This window comes from Fictibacillus sp. 5RED26 (genome assembly GCF_015903895.1).
Classification (GTDB): domain Bacteria; phylum Bacillota; class Bacilli; order Bacillales; family Fictibacillaceae; genus Fictibacillus; species Fictibacillus phosphorivorans.
In genome coordinates this window covers 183,732-200,014 of sequence record NZ_JACZDU010000003.1, presented here as the reverse complement: position 1 = coordinate 200,014, position 16,283 = coordinate 183,732, and the positions used below count along the sequence as shown (strand labels likewise).

The 16,283-nt window shown below is 41.2% G+C and carries 16 protein-coding genes; 15 read left to right on the top strand and 1 reads right to left on the bottom strand.

Annotated elements, in window-relative coordinates:
- Positions 1–26: 26 nt before the first annotated feature.
- On the bottom strand, positions 27–899 hold the full coding sequence (locus IHV10_RS13760; RefSeq protein ID WP_197130611.1) for a YitT family protein: 873 nt from the start codon (positions 897–899) through the stop codon (positions 27–29).
- Positions 900–1,041: 142 nt separating this feature from the next.
- On the opposite strand from IHV10_RS13760, the gene IHV10_RS13755 reads away from it, so the two are divergent.
- The 15 genes from IHV10_RS13755 to IHV10_RS13685 all read left to right on the top strand — a co-directional run bounded on the left by IHV10_RS13755 (position 1,042) and on the right by IHV10_RS13685 (position 16,281).
- The gene (locus tag IHV10_RS13755; RefSeq protein ID WP_137789064.1) at positions 1,042–1,386 is read left to right on the top strand and encodes a nucleotide pyrophosphohydrolase; all 345 of its coding nucleotides are present in this window, start codon (positions 1,042–1,044) and stop codon (positions 1,384–1,386) included.
- Entirely contained in the window at positions 1,379–2,182 is an 804-nt protein-coding gene (gene dapB / locus IHV10_RS13750; RefSeq protein WP_197130608.1) for a 4-hydroxy-tetrahydrodipicolinate reductase, read from the top strand. The genes IHV10_RS13755 and dapB overlap by 8 nt, the downstream gene beginning before the upstream one ends.
- Positions 2,183–2,193: 11 nt before the next feature.
- Positions 2,194–2,610, top strand: a complete 417-nt coding sequence (mgsA, locus tag IHV10_RS13745) for a methylglyoxal synthase (RefSeq protein ID WP_197130605.1) — start codon at positions 2,194–2,196, stop codon at positions 2,608–2,610.
- Entirely contained in the window at positions 2,607–3,299 is a 693-nt protein-coding gene (gene bshB1, locus IHV10_RS13740) for a bacillithiol biosynthesis deacetylase BshB1 (RefSeq protein WP_197130602.1), read from the top strand. The genes mgsA and bshB1 overlap by 4 nt, the downstream gene beginning before the upstream one ends.
- 11 nt (positions 3,300–3,310) lie before the next feature.
- Positions 3,311–4,450 carry an N-acetyl-alpha-D-glucosaminyl L-malate synthase BshA gene (gene bshA, locus IHV10_RS13735; RefSeq protein ID WP_197130599.1) on the top strand — a complete coding sequence of 380 codons (1,140 nt, stop codon included), beginning with the start codon at positions 3,311–3,313 and terminating at the stop codon, positions 4,448–4,450.
- Positions 4,447–5,628: a CCA tRNA nucleotidyltransferase gene (locus IHV10_RS13730; RefSeq protein ID WP_197130596.1), complete on the top strand. Its 1,182-nt coding sequence runs from the start codon at positions 4,447–4,449 to the stop codon at positions 5,626–5,628. Before bshA ends, IHV10_RS13730 begins: the two co-directional genes overlap by 4 nt.
- Positions 5,616–6,602: a biotin--[acetyl-CoA-carboxylase] ligase gene (locus IHV10_RS13725; protein WP_197130593.1), complete on the top strand. Its 987-nt coding sequence runs from the start codon at positions 5,616–5,618 to the stop codon at positions 6,600–6,602. The genes IHV10_RS13730 and IHV10_RS13725 overlap by 13 nt, the downstream gene beginning before the upstream one ends.
- 486 nt (positions 6,603–7,088) lie before the next feature.
- Positions 7,089–7,928, top strand: a complete 840-nt coding sequence (panB, locus tag IHV10_RS13720; RefSeq protein WP_197130590.1) for a 3-methyl-2-oxobutanoate hydroxymethyltransferase — start codon at positions 7,089–7,091, stop codon at positions 7,926–7,928.
- Positions 7,925–8,809, top strand: a complete 885-nt coding sequence (panC, locus tag IHV10_RS13715) for a pantoate--beta-alanine ligase (protein ID WP_197130587.1) — start codon at positions 7,925–7,927, stop codon at positions 8,807–8,809. Before panB ends, panC begins: the two co-directional genes overlap by 4 nt.
- Positions 8,794–9,177 carry an aspartate 1-decarboxylase gene (gene panD / locus IHV10_RS13710; RefSeq protein ID WP_066395605.1) on the top strand — a complete coding sequence of 128 codons (384 nt, stop codon included), beginning with the start codon at positions 8,794–8,796 and terminating at the stop codon, positions 9,175–9,177. The genes panC and panD overlap by 16 nt, the downstream gene beginning before the upstream one ends.
- Before the next feature lie 40 nt (positions 9,178–9,217).
- The gene (gene dinG, locus IHV10_RS13705) at positions 9,218–12,025 is read left to right on the top strand and encodes an ATP-dependent DNA helicase DinG (RefSeq protein ID WP_197130584.1); all 2,808 of its coding nucleotides are present in this window, start codon (positions 9,218–9,220) and stop codon (positions 12,023–12,025) included.
- Positions 12,026–12,169: 144 nt separating this feature from the next.
- On the top strand, positions 12,170–12,598 hold the full coding sequence (locus IHV10_RS13700) for a GNAT family N-acetyltransferase (protein ID WP_197130581.1): 429 nt from the start codon (positions 12,170–12,172) through the stop codon (positions 12,596–12,598).
- A 279-nt stretch (positions 12,599–12,877) separates the two neighbouring features.
- Entirely contained in the window at positions 12,878–15,415 is a 2,538-nt protein-coding gene (locus IHV10_RS13695) for a cyanophycinase (protein ID WP_197130578.1), read from the top strand.
- A 197-nt stretch (positions 15,416–15,612) separates the two neighbouring features.
- Complete coding sequence (locus IHV10_RS13690) at positions 15,613–15,783, top strand: YpmA family protein (RefSeq protein WP_082820684.1); 171 nt, start codon at positions 15,613–15,615, stop codon at positions 15,781–15,783.
- A 12-nt stretch (positions 15,784–15,795) separates the two neighbouring features.
- Positions 15,796–16,281, top strand: a complete 486-nt coding sequence (locus IHV10_RS13685) for a DUF5590 domain-containing protein (RefSeq protein ID WP_197130575.1) — start codon at positions 15,796–15,798, stop codon at positions 16,279–16,281.
- Positions 16,282–16,283: the final 2 nt, after the last annotated feature.

Below are 16,283 nucleotides of genomic sequence, written 5' to 3'. Positions count from 1 at the left end.
CCCGATACTTTATCGGGAGCTTTTTTCTATCTGCCTATTGGATTCTTATCAGCATCTAAAGTAAAACCTTCACCGATTACCTCATGAACGTCATTTACGGTAACAAATGCATGCGGATCGATACGCTCGATCACTTGCTTTATGCGGACGATCTCGTTCTTAGCGATGACGCAGTACAGCACTTCACGGATGTTCCCTGTAAAAGAACCTTTACCGTTTAAGATGGTTGCGCCACGGTCTAATTCTTTGATGATGTCTGCTGCGATCTCGGTATTTTTATCTGAAAAGATCATGACAGCTTTACCAGCATAAGCGCCTTCTTGCATAAAGTCGATTACACGCGCCCCGATGAAAACAGCAAGTAGTGTGTACATCGCTTCTTTATAGTTTAAATAGACTAACGAGACAACGATAACAACGAAATCAAAGATGAACATCGTTTTACCCATGCTCCAGCCTAGAAACTTATGACCGAGTCTCGCGATGATATCCACTCCGCCTGTCGTTCCACCAAAGCGGAAGATGATTCCTAGCCCGACTCCGATAAATACCCCTGCAAACAAAGCAGCAAGTGTCATATCTTCTTTAAGGTTGATCGTAACAAATGAAAAACGTTGAAAGATAAACAAAAATACCGATACGGCAACGGTTCCAATTATCGTATAGATGAAGGCATTTCTTCCAAGCAGCTTCCAGCCGACAAAAAACAATGGAATGTTGAGTGCCAGGTTAGAATAAGAAGGATCGATCGAGAAAAGAAAATAGAGAATAAGCGTGATCCCTGTAAAACCACCTTCGGCCAAATTGTTCGTCATATTAAAGTGGACGATTCCGAACGAAAAGATGGCAGCACCAAGTAAGATAAATAAAATATTTTTTAGTTTGATTGGATAAGTCATATGAGGCCTACTTTCTACAAAGATACTAAGGTTGTTTTTAGTCATGCCTTCCTATTATAAGCGAAATTTCATGAAATTTGTCAAACAGAAAAAATACCGATAACATAAAGAAGACTAATATTGAATGAGGAGTGTCAACATCATGGCCAATCGTACATTAAAAGAGAGTCAGGACGTTGTAGATCAATACATATCACAGTTTAAAGAAGGCTATTTCAGTCCTTTAGCTATGCTTGCACGTTTAACAGAAGAATTAGGGGAACTAGCCCGTGAAGTGAACCATCATTATGGAGAGAAACCGAAGAAATCAACAGAGGATAAAAAGACGGTCGAAGAAGAACTTGGAGATATGTTCTTTGTGTTGATCTGTCTGGCAAATTCCCTCGATATAGATCTTGACGATGCGTTAAAAACAGTAATGAATAAGTTTGAAACACGAGACAAAGACAGATGGACTAAAAAAGAAGGAGAGACTACTCATGAATAATATTCGTATCATACTTGCTGGACCTCGAGGAAAGATGGGCCAAGAAGCGTTGAAGATGATTGAGGAAACTCCACATTTTGACCTAGTGGCTGCAGTAGATTCAAAAAATGACGGACTTCAAGTTAAGGATCTATCAGGTGCACCACATTCTATGGAAGCACCTGTTTACGATGATATGGAAAACTGCCTTGCTGCTGTAAAAGCAGATGTCGTTGTAGATCTCACGCGTCCGGATATCGGCAAAAAGCACCTTGAGTTGGCGCTTAACCACGGTCTTCGCACGGTAATTGGAACGACAGGCTTTTCCAATGAAGATCTCGAACGTCTAACAGCGTTGGCTGAAGAAAAACAAACAGGTGCCATCATCGCACCAAACTTTGCGATCGGTGCCATTTTAATGATGAAGTTCTCTCAGATGGCAGCGAAATACCTTCCGGATATAGAGATCATTGAAAAGCATCACGATCAAAAGTTGGATGCGCCGTCAGGAACAGCATTAAAAACAGCGCAACTAATAACAGAAGTGCGAGATGAAAAGAAACAAGGTCATCCTGATGAAAAAGAGGACCTTAAAGGAGCACGAGGCGCAGAACTAGAAGGAATCCGTATTCATAGTGTAAGATTACCTGGACTGGTCGCGCATCAAGAAGTCATCTTCGGTGGTGAGGGTCAAGTCTTAACGATCCGTCATGATTCTATGAACAGAGCGTCTTTCATGCCTGGTGTACGACTTGCGGTAGAAAGTGTTATGAACATTGAAGGTCTTGTATACGGCCTTGAAAATATTATGGAATAAGAGGGGATACTATGAAGATAGCTCTTATTGCGCACGATAAGAAAAAGAACGATATGATCAATTTTACCGTCGCATATGCACCGATCCTAAAAAAACATACCCTGTTTGCGACAGGAACGACAGGTTTTAAAATAAATGAAGCGACGGGGCTTGAAATCAAACGATTCCAATCTGGTCCTTTAGGCGGCGATCAGCAGATCGGAGCATTGATCGCAGAAAATGATCTTGATCTTGTACTATTTTTCAGAGATCCGTTGACTGCACAGCCTCATGAGCCTGATGTATCTGCACTGATGCGTTTATGTGATGTATATCAGATTCCGCTCGCAACAAACTTGGCTTCAGCAGAACTTTTTATTCGATCACTCGAACGAGGAGATCTGGATTGGAGAAAAATAATAGATGAAAGAGAGTCAGAGAAAAAATGACCGTTGAAAGCTGGCTTGCCTTTGGCGCTCATGCAGATGATGTAGAAATCGGCATGGGAGCTACGATTAAAGCAGAAACTGAGAGAGGTCGTGACGTGATCATCTGTGACTTAACAGAAGCAGAACTATCATCGAACGGCACCGTCGACATCCGGAAAAAAGAGGCTGAAAGAGCAGCAGAACTTTTAGGAGTAAGAACAAGAAGTAACCTACAGTTACCTGACCGCGGCCTATATATGCAGGAAGAATATATTTTAAAACTGGTTTCAGTTATTCGAGAGCATAAACCTCAATATGTGTTTGCTCCCTATTGGATCGATCGTCATCCAGATCACGCAAACTGTGCACGTCTCGTAAAAGAAGCCGTCTTTTCTGCCGGAATAAAAAATATTCAAGATCCAAAACATCTGCCTGCACACAAAGTAAAGAATATATTTTATTACATGATCAACAGTGCGGAGAGACCACAACTCTTTGTTAACGTAACTGAGTCATACAATGCAAAGATCGAAGCATTGAAAGCTTATCCATCTCAGTTTGTAAAAACGATAGAAAGTATCGATACACCCCTAACGAACGGGTACATCGAACGTGTAGAATCCCGTGACAAGCTGTTTGGTCTTGAAGCTGGTGTGAGTTATGCAGAAGGGTTCATTACAGAACAAACTTATATAACTAACCATTTATAAGGAGAAAGTCTATGACGTTAAAAATCGGCATCACTTGTTATCCGACCGTAGGCGGATCAGGAGTGGTTGCAACAGAACTAGGAAAACTATTAGCAGAAAAAGGACATGAGATTCATTTTATTACATCAAGTGTTCCTTTTCGTTTAGGAAAATTTTATCCGAATATCTTCTTTCATGAAGTTGAAGTGAACCATTATTCCGTGTTCAAATATCCGCCTTATGATCTTGCTTTAGCTAGCAAGATGGCAGAAGTAGCGAAAAGAGAAAAGCTTGACCTTCTTCATGTTCATTACGCCGTGCCGCATGCCGTTTGTGCGGTGTTAGCAAAACAGATGCTAAATGATGAGATGAAGATCGTTACAACCCTACACGGAACTGATATTACGGTACTCGGATACGATCCTTCACTAAGTGAGATGATCAAGTTCGGTATTGAGAAATCAGATGTGGTTACATCTGTTTCTCATCAGCTGAAAGCAGATACCTTAGAGCTTTTAAATATCAACAAAGACATCATTCCTGTACATAACTTTGTAGATGAAAGAGTGTATTACAGAAGAAGCAATAATGCTGAATTGAGACAAACATACGGCATTGAAGAGAATGAAAAAGTCATCGTTCATATCTCTAACTTTAGAAAAGTAAAAAGATTAGAAGATGTGATCAAATCATTTGCTCTCATTCGAAAAGAACTATCTTCAAAACTGTTATTGATCGGAAATGGTCCAGAACTAACAACGGCATGCGAACTCGTACGTGAGCTGGATATTGAAGATGATGTGTTGTTCTTAGGAAAACAAGAGAATGTAGGTGAATTGTTCTCGATCTGTGATCTAAAGTTACTTTTATCTGAAAAAGAAAGCTTTGGACTCGTACTGCTAGAAGCGATGGCATGTGGTGTACCTGTTATTGGAACTAATATTGGTGGAATACCGGAAGTGATCGTCGATGGCGAGACAGGTTATATGGTGGAGCTAGGTGATCCAGAATCGGTAGCACAAAAAGCGCTCGCACTGTTACAGGATGAAGAAAAGCTAATGACGTTCAGAGAAAATTCGGTAAGACATGTAAAAGAAAACTTCTTATCTGACAAAATCGTCTCGATCTATGAAGATATTTATTATTCCTTAGTAGGGGATCGTACGGTATGAACGAAATGTTCCAAAATGCCTTACCGGTATTAAAACGGTTGGAAGAAAAAGGGTACCGTGCTTATTTTGTTGGAGGCTGTGTACGAGATCACTTGCTTGACCGTCCGATCAAAGATATCGATATCGCGAGCTCGGCAAGACCAGAAGACGTACAACGAATCTTTCCAAAGACCATTCCGGTCGGTATCGAACATGGAACTGTTATCGTAAGACACGAATCTGTATCTTATGAAGTTACAACGTTTAGAAAAGAAGATGAATATAGGGATTATAGAAGGCCATCAAAAGTATGGTTTGTTGATGATCTAAAAGAAGACCTCTCAAGAAGAGATTTTACGTTCAATGCGATGGCTCTGGATACATCTTTTCAGTTGATCGATCACTTTGGCGGACGTGAAGATCTTAAGAGAGAGCAGATTCGGACTGTTGGAGATCCGAATCTGCGCTTTTCAGAAGATCCTCTTCGTATCATGAGAGCTTGCCGGTTCATGAGTGTGTATAACATGACGATTGAAGCAGAAACGAAGCGTGCTATCAAAGATCAAGCATACTTGCTTCGTCGTATTTCAACAGAACGAATTGCGATCGAGTTCATTAAACTGCTTCAAGGTGTACAAGCGGGAATTGCACTGAAGTTTATGAAAGAATCCTCTGTTTTAGATCACATGCCTACTAAGATGCAAGAAAAACAGAATGCTCAGTTTATGGACTTTGATTGGAACGAATTAGAATCTGACGAACAAAGATGGACAGCTATCCTGCTGTTATCTGATGTGAGTGATGTTAGAGGATTTTTGAAAGTCTGGAAACTTCCAAATCACATGATCAAAAAAGTAGGTGAGCTTATGTCCGCCTATCGTATTACTTCCTGGAGCAAGATGGATTTGTACCGTTTTGGCTTGGAGACTGCATTATCAAGCATCACGTTAAAAAGTGCGATCGAAAAGAAGGATTATGCTGAAGAAATCGCTCAACTTAAACAGCGATATAGCGAGATTCCGATCACATCTAGAAAAGATATTCCGCTAGATGGTAAGGAAATATCAGAGATCACACAAAGAGAACCTGGAATTTGGTTGGGGAAGCTTTTAGAAGAGATGGAGAAAAAAATCGTTGAGGGAGAACTAGCCCTCAGCTCATCCGTACTAAAGGATTGGGTAAAAAGGTGGGAGCCATGATGAAAGAAGCACTTTTGCACATGCTTACAGAACAAGAAGGAAAGTTTGTTTCAGGTCAAGAAATCAGCAACAGACTGGATTGTTCGAGAACCGCGATCTGGAAACACATTTCAGAACTTCGTAAGAACGGCTACACGATCGAAGCCGTTCAGAAGAGAGGTTACCGTTTGATCACGTCTCCTGATGCGGTAACTGCTGAAGAAGTATCATTATATACGGGTGACGGCACATTCGGAAAGAAGATCACGTACAGAGAATCTGTAAAAAGTACACAAGAGATCGCACATGCTCTTGCTAGAGATGGCGCGGTCGAAGGAAGCATCGTACTCGCTGACGAACAGACCGGTGGTAGAGGACGGCTAGGGAGAGCGTGGCAATCTCCTAAGGGGACAGGAGTTTGGATGAGCTTGATCTTAAAGCCTAACATTCCACTTCAAAAAGCGCCTCAGCTTACATTGCTTATCGCGGTAGCTGTCTCAAAAGCGATCGAAAAAGTATCAGGCATTGAAGCAGCGATCAAATGGCCGAACGACATTTTGATCAGCGGTAAAAAGTCAGCTGGCATCTTAACAGAACTACAAGCAGAAGCAGATTCTATTCACTCGGTAATCGTCGGAATCGGAATCAATGTGAATCAAGAACGACAGCACTTTTCGGATGAGATCAGCGAGATCGCTACAAGTCTAGCGATTGAAAGCGGGCAATCATTCAAGCGGGCTGAAGTGGTTGGGGTGCTTCTTCAAGAGATCGAAGCCCTATACCATCAATATCTTGAAAACGGATTTGGCGTTATCAAGCTATTATGGGAATCCCGTGCGTTCAGTTTAGGTAAACGAATTACAGCAAGATCCATAACAGGGGCGATCACGGGTTATGCCAAAGGAATCACTGAAGAAGGTGTTTTGCTTTTAGAAGACGATCATGGCGTCGTACACTCCATCTATTCAGCTGATATCGAATTTCCTTCTACTTGAGGAAAGTCCGTGATAAAATAAAGTTGTAGGCGGTATCCATGTGGAACTGCACTAATCTTGTCTAGTTTTGACCACAAACCTTATATCTGCCTAGATCCAAATTTAGGACCGGGACAGAGGGAGCAAACAATAAAAGTCTAGGATTTTTTCCTATGCCTTCTTCCTCTATTGGAAAGAAGGTTTTTTTGCACTTCTGGCCCTGTTAGAGGCATTTTCTGTTATGCTTTGTTGCTTTTGGATGATGTTGATTTCCGCTCCAGGTTGCTCGCTTTCCGGGGGGCGTGCGGTGAGCCTCTTAGCGCTATGCGCTGATAAGAGTCTCACCTGTCCCGCTGATCCCCCAGGAGTCTCGCACCTTGCGCTTCAATCAACTTGCGATGATGAATTAGGTGCAGAGAACAAAAACCCTTAAGAAAGAACCTAATAAAAAAATTCAAAAGCAACTGCTTATGGAAAGAGCCCAATTAAAAACAGGGAGGCTTTATGATGAAAACGACGAAAAGTTTTCTTAAGATGAAGAGTGATGGCGAAAAGATCACGATGGTAACGGCTTATGATTATCCGACTGCGGTTATCTGTGAAAAAGCGGAGATGGATCTTTTGTTAGTCGGAGATTCTCTTGGCATGGTCGTGCTTGGCTATGATTCAACGATACCTGTTACGATGGAAGATATGATCCATCATACAAAAGCGGTAAAGCGCGGCGCGCCGAACACGTTTATCGTGACGGATATGCCGTTTATGACGTATCACGGTTCGATCGATGAAACGCTGAACAACGCGCGTAGAATTCTTCAAGAAAGCGGTGCTTCTGCAGTCAAAGTAGAAGGCGGAAAACAGATCGTTCAAACGGTTGAACGGTTGACTGACGCTGGAGTTCCTGTCATGGGACACCTTGGTCTAACACCCCAGATGGTTGGTGTGATGGGCGGTTACGGTGTTCAAGGAAAAGAAGAAAGAGATGCAGAGCGACTCATCGAAGAGAGTCTGTTGCTTGAAAAAGCTGGGGCGTTCGCGATCGTTTTGGAATGTGTTCCGCAGCAGTTGGCTGAAATCGTAACAAAAAAACTAAGAATTCCTGTTATCGGAATAGGTGCAGGAAAACATACAGACGGTCAAGTCCTTGTCTACCATGATATGATCGGCTACGGTTTTCACCATGTACCAAAGTTTGTGAAAACGTACGGAAACGTGAAGGATGTTATGGTAGAAGGACTTTTACAATATAAAGAAGACGTAAGAAAACAGCAATTTCCGGAAGAAAGTCACAGCTTTAATATGAAAGCTGAAACGCTTCATTCTCTGTACGGAGGAGTTCAATCGTGAAACAGATCAATTCTATTAAAGACATGCAAAAATGGATCTCTGAAGAAAAAAGAGCGGGAAAAGTGATAGGATTCGTACCAACGATGGGCTATCTTCATGACGGCCATCTCTCACTGATCGAACGCGCGAAGAAAGAATCTGATGTGATTGTTGTCAGTATCTTTGTTAATCCGCTGCAATTTGGACCTAACGAAGATTTTGACAGATATCCTCGTGACCTTGATCGTGATCAGAAATTGGCATTAAAAGCTGGAGCAGATGTATTATTTTTTCCGGATACGAAAGAGATGTACCCTCACGAATCCGTCGTAACAGTTTCCGTAAACAAACGAGTGGATGCGCTTTGTGGGGAAAGCCGAGTAGGACACTTCGATGGTGTGGCAACAGTACTCACAAAGCTGTTTCATATCGTGTCTCCAGATTTCGCTTATTTTGGATTAAAAGATGCCCAGCAAGTTGCTGTCATTGAAGGTCTTGTTGAAGACTTTAATTTCCCAATCAAAGTGATCGGGTGTGAGACAAAGCGTGAGGCTGACGGTCTTGCGATGAGTTCTAGAAACGTGTATCTCAATGACACGGAAAGAAAAGAAGCCGTTCATCTGAGTGAATCTCTTGTAAAAGCGAAAAAATGGCTTTTAGAGGGTGATAGTGGTGAGACCGAACAAAAGATGATAAAATACTTGGAGGAACATACGAGCGGTATTGTAGATTATTGCAAGATTCTTTCGTATCCTGAACTTCTTCCTCCTACACCAGAATCAAAAAAGTTGATCATTGCTGTAGCTGTAAAGTTCAGCAAAGCGCGTTTGATTGATAATGTCATCTTAGACAACATTTTAAGTAGACTAGAAAGCGAGGAAGAAACATGTTCCGTACGTTAATGAAAGGCAAGATCCACCGTGCTACGGTGACTGAATCTAATTTAAACTATGTTGGCAGCATCACGATCGATGAAGATATTTTGGATGCTGTTGACATGATTCCGAACGAAAAAGTTCAAATTGTAAATAATAATAATGGCGCACGTTTTGAAACGTATATTATTCCTGGAAAACGAGGTTCTGGTGTGATGTGCTTAAATGGCGCTGCAGCACGTCTCGTACAAGAAGGGGATGTTGTTATTGTTATTTCCTACGGAATGTATGATGAGACCGAAGCAAGACATCATGTACCGAAAGTTGCGATTATGGACAAGAACAATCGTGTACAAGAGATGCTCGGAGTTGAACCTGAGGCTACTATTTATTAATTCGATATAAAACAAGCCACAGGGGAATGAGGTGAAGGCTATGACACGGCGATTTGTCGTTATCGATTTTGAAACAACAGGAAATTCAGCAGCAAAAGGAGACCGAATTATTCAGATCGGTGCGGTCGCCGTTGAGGCAGGAAAGATAACGGACAGATTCTCTACGTTCATCCAGCCAGGCGTTCCCATCCCCCCTTTTATTGAGCAATTGACGGGCATCAACGACGAAATGGTGAAAGATGCCCCGTTGTTTGAAGAAGTGGCACCAAAGCTCCTTCAGATGTTAGAAGGAGCTTATTTTGTTGCCCATAATGTGATGTTTGATTATTCGTTTCTGCAAGGTGAACTCGACCATGCAGGCTATTCGCGGCTATCCATGCCGTTGATCGATACAGTTGAGATGTCAAGACTGCTTCTTTTAGGAGCAGACGGCTACCAGCTAGGGATGCTTGCAGATTATTTAGGATTAGAACACCTTAACCCGCATCAAGCTGACAGTGATGCAGAAGTAACTGCAAGACTCTTGATTCATCTATTAGAAAAGCTAGAAAATCTCCCCCTCGCAACACTCGAGAGGCTCACACCTTTTCTAAAGAAACTGCAGAGTTCTTTAGAAAGCATCGTAGGGGATATGATCGCGGAGAAGTCAGCTTTTTTAGCAGATGAAGAGACGTTTGATTTTTACCGAAAACTCGCTCTAAAAAAGAGACCGGATTTTGTACAATCTTCAGATGATGATTTTACAGAGTTTAAAGACGAAGAGGTTCATGATCAGCTTCAGCAGCATATGCAGCATTACGAAGTGCGGAAAAGTCAGCAGAGAATGGTCGAACTCGTGGACGAAGCTCTTCACACGAATCAGCACCTTGTGATTGAAGCGGGAACGGGTGTAGGGAAATCACTCGGTTATCTCATACCCGGTATACGACATGCTAAGGAGAAAGACCGTCCGCTTGTCGTTTCTACACATACCGTACAGCTTCAGCAACAGCTGTTAGAACGCGATGTTCCGCTGCTAAAAAGGATCATGCCCTTTGATTTTACAGCGACTCTTCTTAAAGGAAGAAATCATTACCTATGTTTAAGAAAATTTGAACATACGCTAATGGATCATCACGATGATAATTACGATATGAACTTCACAAAAGCACAACTGATCGTCTGGCTTACAGAAACAGAGACGGGCGACGTAGAAGAGCTGTCGATGGCGTCAGGCGGAAAGCTGTTTTGGAACACGGTCAAAAGTGATGCCAATTCTTGCTTGAACCATAGATGTCCTTGGTTCTCCAGATGTTATTATCACAAGCAGCGGAGAGCCGCGCATGAATCAGATCTTGTGATTACGAATCATGCGTTGTTGTTTACCGACTTGAAGTCTGATAATCAACTGTTGCCCGCTTATAAAGAAGTGGTCTTGGATGAGGCTCACCATGTTGAAGAAGTCGTAAGCGATCATTTCGGAAAAGAAACAGATTATTTTTCATTCGTTAAGCTCTTAGACCGTCTATCTCAGACGGATGGAGATGGCATGATGAATACGTTTAGAGAGATCTGTGATCTTCTTGAAGTTCCAAAATACGAACATCATCTTGCTAATTGGGATTCACTATTCTCTGATGTGAAGAACGAGCTTGATGAGATCTTCAAGCAGATCAAGACGATCTGTCTACGCAAAGCCAAATCGTCTCGCTCAACTGAGTTGACGAAATTAACGCTTCGTTATACGAAAGAAGATATCGAGGCTGCTGCTTGGGAACCAGTTCTAGAGATGGAAGCACGGGCACGTCAGTTTATGGGTGATCTTGTGAAGCCTGTAAAACGTGTTTTGAAGAGCTTTGATCAATACGAAGAACATCTAACGGTTCAGCAAAAAGGTTTCTTAGTCGACCTAGAAGGCATCTTAAACGATCTGCAGGACGAGATGACAGATCTTCATCACTTATTGACTTGCCCGTTATCTGAAGAAGTGTATTGGATGGAAGCAGAGTCAAAAGGTCCAAGACACGCGGTTACACTTTTTGCGAAGCCTGTTGAGATCGATCAGATTCTAGCAGATAAATTCTTTGGCAAAAAAAGCTCGGTTGTGCTCACTTCTGCGACGATGAGTGTAAAGAACAGTTTCCGTTACTTGAGTGAGAGGCTTGGACTATTAGACTTTGGTCCGATCAGCGCACAGCTGCCTTCTCCGTTTCAATATGAACAACAAGCGAAGCTGATGGTGCCAACAGACATTCCGCTCATTAACGAAGTGGATCAGAAAACGTTCGTTAAAAAAATCTCGTCTTCTCTGTACGAGATCGCAAAAGTAACGAAAGGGCGCATGCTCGTTCTGTTCACTTCTTACGAGATGTTGCGAGAGACACACGGAGCGTTCAAAAGCTTGATGGATGCCGAAGAGTTCGTATTGATCGCGCAAGGCGTTGATTCTGGAAGCCGGGCGCGTCTTACAAAGAACTTCCAGCGTTTTGATAACAGCATCCTGTTTGGTACGAACAGTTTTTGGGAGGGAATCGATATCCCTGGTGACGATCTTTCTTGTCTCGTGATCATCCGTCTGCCGTTCACACCGCCAGATCAGCCTGTGATGGCCGCTAAAAGCGAGAAGTTGAAAGCAGAAGGCGGAAATCCGTTCTATGATCTTTCCCTTCCGCAAGCGATCATACGCTTTAAGCAAGGGTTCGGCCGATTGGTAAGAAGCAGCCGAGATAAAGGAGCCGTCTTCGTCTTCGACCGAAGAATGATCGAGACGAGATACGGAAAATCCTTCATTCAATCGCTGCCAAAACTGCCGGTATCGATCAAACCGATCGATGAACTCGTGTCAGAACTGGATGATTGGATGGAATAATATGTAAGAAGAAGCGGATTTTTTGCTTCTTCTTTTTTCTTTACCCTCCATTTTTGTTTCATGCAAAATAGGTGAGGATAAGAGGACATCTTTCTCCCTTTAACGAATCAAATACATCATAAATATATAGAAGGAGTATCCTGTATGATTCGTGAGGCAGAAAAAAGGGATAAAGACGAATTGTTCGAACTTTACCGAATGTTAGTGCCAAAAAGTAAAAAGATGAATGTCAGAGAAGAACAGACCGAAGTAATCAAGAATGCTCCCTACAATTTTTTATTTGTTTATGAAGATGATGAAGGATTATTGGGAACGCTGACGTTAAACATATGCCTTCAAGCCTTGCATGGTTTTCGTCCATATGGAGTGATTGAAAATATTATCGTACATGAGTGTTTTCGTGGTAGAAATATAGGGAGAAAACTTTTACAACATGCTGAAGATTATTGCCGTTCGATGGACTGTCACAGAATCATGCTCTTGAGTAGCATAAAGCGAGACAGAGCTCATCAGTTTTTTGAAAGAGAAGGTTTTGATGGATCGGTCAGTAAAGGTTTTAAAAAGTATTTGTAGGTATTAACTTTAAAAGCAGTCATCTCTTTCTTAAAGAGGTGATTTTTTATTTGAAAACAAAATCGTACACAAATTTAGTTTTCATAAGTACATTTGGGTGTTTTATGGCGTTTTATAAATCCTAATAATAACCAAATTAGTTTGATTCATCGCTAATTTGTTGAAAGACAAGCTATCTGGTTTTGGCACGTATCTTGCAACAAGAATATTGAATTTTCAAAATTATGATAGATCTTCTTTAAAGAGATAGATCTATGTGAATGGAGGAGAACTAATATCTTGAACAAAAAATGGATGTCTGTAACGTTGGCCATGACGCTTGGTTTATCACTGACGCTTCCATCAATGAGCTTCGCTAAAAACAAGGAGGATTGGAAAGGAAACCTCGTGATTGCGGGTGGAGCATTAGGCGGTAGCAATAAGGAAGTGTATAACGAATTTATCACTTTAGCTGGTGGGAAGAAGAAGGCAAAAATCGGAATCATACCTGCAGCAAGTAGTTCCTTAAAATCTTCACAAAGCTTTAAAGCAGATCTTATTACATATGGTTTACATGAACATCAGATCGAGATCGTTCCTTTAGCAAATCGAGATTTCAGCGGTACACCAGAAGATGAATCGAAATGGAAAAAAAACGCAAACAACAAAAAAATAGCCAAAAAGATTGAGAATTATAGTGCAATCTGGTTTGTTGGTGGAGATCAGCTTCGAATTACAGATACATTAGTTAAATCGAACGGGCATCGGACGAAAGCATTAGACGCGATCTGGAAGATGTATAGAGAAGGAGGTGTCATTGGAGGAACGAGCGCTGGAGCAGCCGTTATGAGCGAAGTGATGATTACAGGTGGTGACAGCTTAGGTGCACTAAACAATGAATTTGTTAGGAAGAGCAAACTAAATTCAAGTAAGGAATACGAACCCGTGCATCTTGAAAAAGGGCTCGGATTCTTTAAGTATGGCATCGTAGATCAGCATTTTGATGAACGTGCACGTCTTGGTAGATTGGTGATGACAGCTCTAAAAGAAAAATCAAAGAAACAATTTGCTTATGGTGTAGATGAAGATACAGCTCTTATTGTGAACAACAAACAAAAAGCAGTCAAGATCGTCGGAAGAAGCGGTGTATCTGTTGTTGATGTTAGTAAAGTGAAGGTGACTGATTCTGATAAAGCTCATTTTCAAGATGTTTATATCAGCCATCTCGTGTCTGGTGATGCCTTAAATGTTTCTACTAAAGAATTTTTCATTAGTGACCATAAAGATGAGACGAACGAATATGAGTACTACGAATTCAAGCCACTTGATGCAACAGGAGTTTTTACTTCTTACGGAAGGTTGAAAGAATATCTCTCGTATTCTCTGATCGATAATAGGACAACTGATGCTGTAAAAAGTTATTTGTACGATTCTAAAGGTGAAGGATTTCAGCTTACTTTTAGAAAAACGGAAAACACAAAAGGTTATTGGGGTTATAAGGACGGACAAAAAGATGACTATTCATTTACAAACGTTGCTTTCGACGTAGCCCCTAAAAGGGTAAGTTTCAAAAAGAATACGAATGCGTTTACTGAGTACAAAAAGTCTTCGTTTATACCACCAGTCATCGATCGCTCGAAACCGATTAAAGGAAACCTGTTGATTGCTGGAGGTTCTTTAGGAAGCAGTAATTTCGACGTATATAATAAGTTCATTGATCTTGCAAAACAAAAAGAAGATTCCAGAGTTGGGATTATACCTGCTGCAAGCTCAAGCTTATCTTCATCTAAGGCGTTTAAAGAAGACCTCGTCCGATACGGGATGTCTTCAGAAAATATAGAGATTCTTCCACTCGCTGTAACTGACGACAAAAAAACACCGGGCGATGAATCAAAATGGGCTGATTTAAATAAGAACGATCAAGAACTCGCAGAAAATGTTGAGGAATTAGATGCGATTTGGTTTGTAGGTGGAGATCAGACAAAGATCACAGCTTCGTTATTGAACAAGAACGGAACAAATTCAAAAGTATTGAACGCGATCTGGAAGACGTATAGAAACGGAGCAGTGCTTGGTGGGACGAGTGCTGGGGCAGCGATAATGAGTGAAGTAATGATTGCCGGTGGAGGCAGTCATGATACACTAGCATCCGGATTTACGAATACGTATGACGGAATGCTGCAACAAGAGGGAGGGCCAGGTTATCTAGAACGAGGGCTCGGTTTTTTTGAACACGGCATCATTGATCAGCACTTTGATAACAAAGCACGCCTTGGACGCTTGATCGCGGTAGTAGATGAAAAAGGTGAACCTAAGAATTTATCATATGGTATAGATGAAGACACCGCTCTTGTCATATATAACGAAGAGAAAAAAGCTGAAGTTGTTGGAAGAGGTGGCGTAACGTTAGTCGATATGTCTCAGCAGCTAAAAAGTCCAGATCTTGGTCAAAGTCAATTCAAGAATATTAAACTATCGTGGATCAATCATGGAGACTTGCTCGATCTAAAAACGAAGAACATAACCATAAACGAGAAGAAAGAAAGCACGAAAGGTTACGAGTATTACGAACATATCGTCCCGCCTCATTCTGGTGTATTAAGTGCACACGGTATGTTAGATAAATATATCTCTTACAATCTTGTTGATAATGCCGGAGCGGAGAGTGTAAAAAGTTACAGCTTTAATAACGGAAGGGGATTTGAGTTGAACTTTAGTAAGACCGAAGAAACAGAAGGTTATTGGGGATATACGGATGGGCAGAAAGACGATTATTCTTTCGTGAAGGTAAATCTTGATATAACTCCTGTAAATGTAAAAATAGATTCAATAAAATGATAATCTCAATTTGTGACCGACCATAATCTATCTGGTCGGTCTGATTGTGTTTACCTCTTATTAATGGAACCAAGTTTACAAAGTAAGCAGAAAACTAAGTCACTTTTCCTTTTCATTAAAGGATTCTAAAGTACCTTTTTCACCGATTTTCTGCTATAGTAAACAAGGAAAAGATCGATGTAAGAGGAGGAAGAACCGTGGAAAGCAAAATTGAAGTTCTTTCGACGCTAAAGGTGGACAAGTCGAGTGACTTGTATAAAGTAGTATCTGAACTGAACAAAACATTAAAGCATCAAGATTTAATGTTTGGGCTCGCGTTAGATGACGAAAATAAAAATAAGATGATTTTTACGATCTATCGCACATAGGAAGGCTTAAATATGGGAAAAAAGTGGATACTTGTTATTATTGGCATTCTAATCTTAGCAAGCTGGCAAGCTTATTATCTGTTTAATGGCGTTCAAGCAAAGCCCGCTAAAAAAGAAGCAGAAGCGGTTGAGATCGCTAAGAAAGAAGAGGACCTCGTTTCTATTACGAATGTGGATCACTTTTATAAGAACGAGACGTATTTTGTAGTAGAAGGCAAGAACAAAAAAGGCACAAACAAGATCGTTTGGGTCGATAAAAACAAAAAGGTTACCTCTTTGAACGCGAAAGAAGGGCTTTCAGAGAAACAGATCCTGAATTATGTGAAACAGAATCACGATGCGAAGACGATCGTCGACAGCCGTTTAGGCATGGAAGATGGTATTCCGTTGTGGGAAGTGGTCTATTATGACACGAATGACCGTTACACCTACTTTTATGGGTATTTTGAAAGTGGTGAGCGATACGAGATCTATCGTCTGAAAGAATCAGATCAATAGAA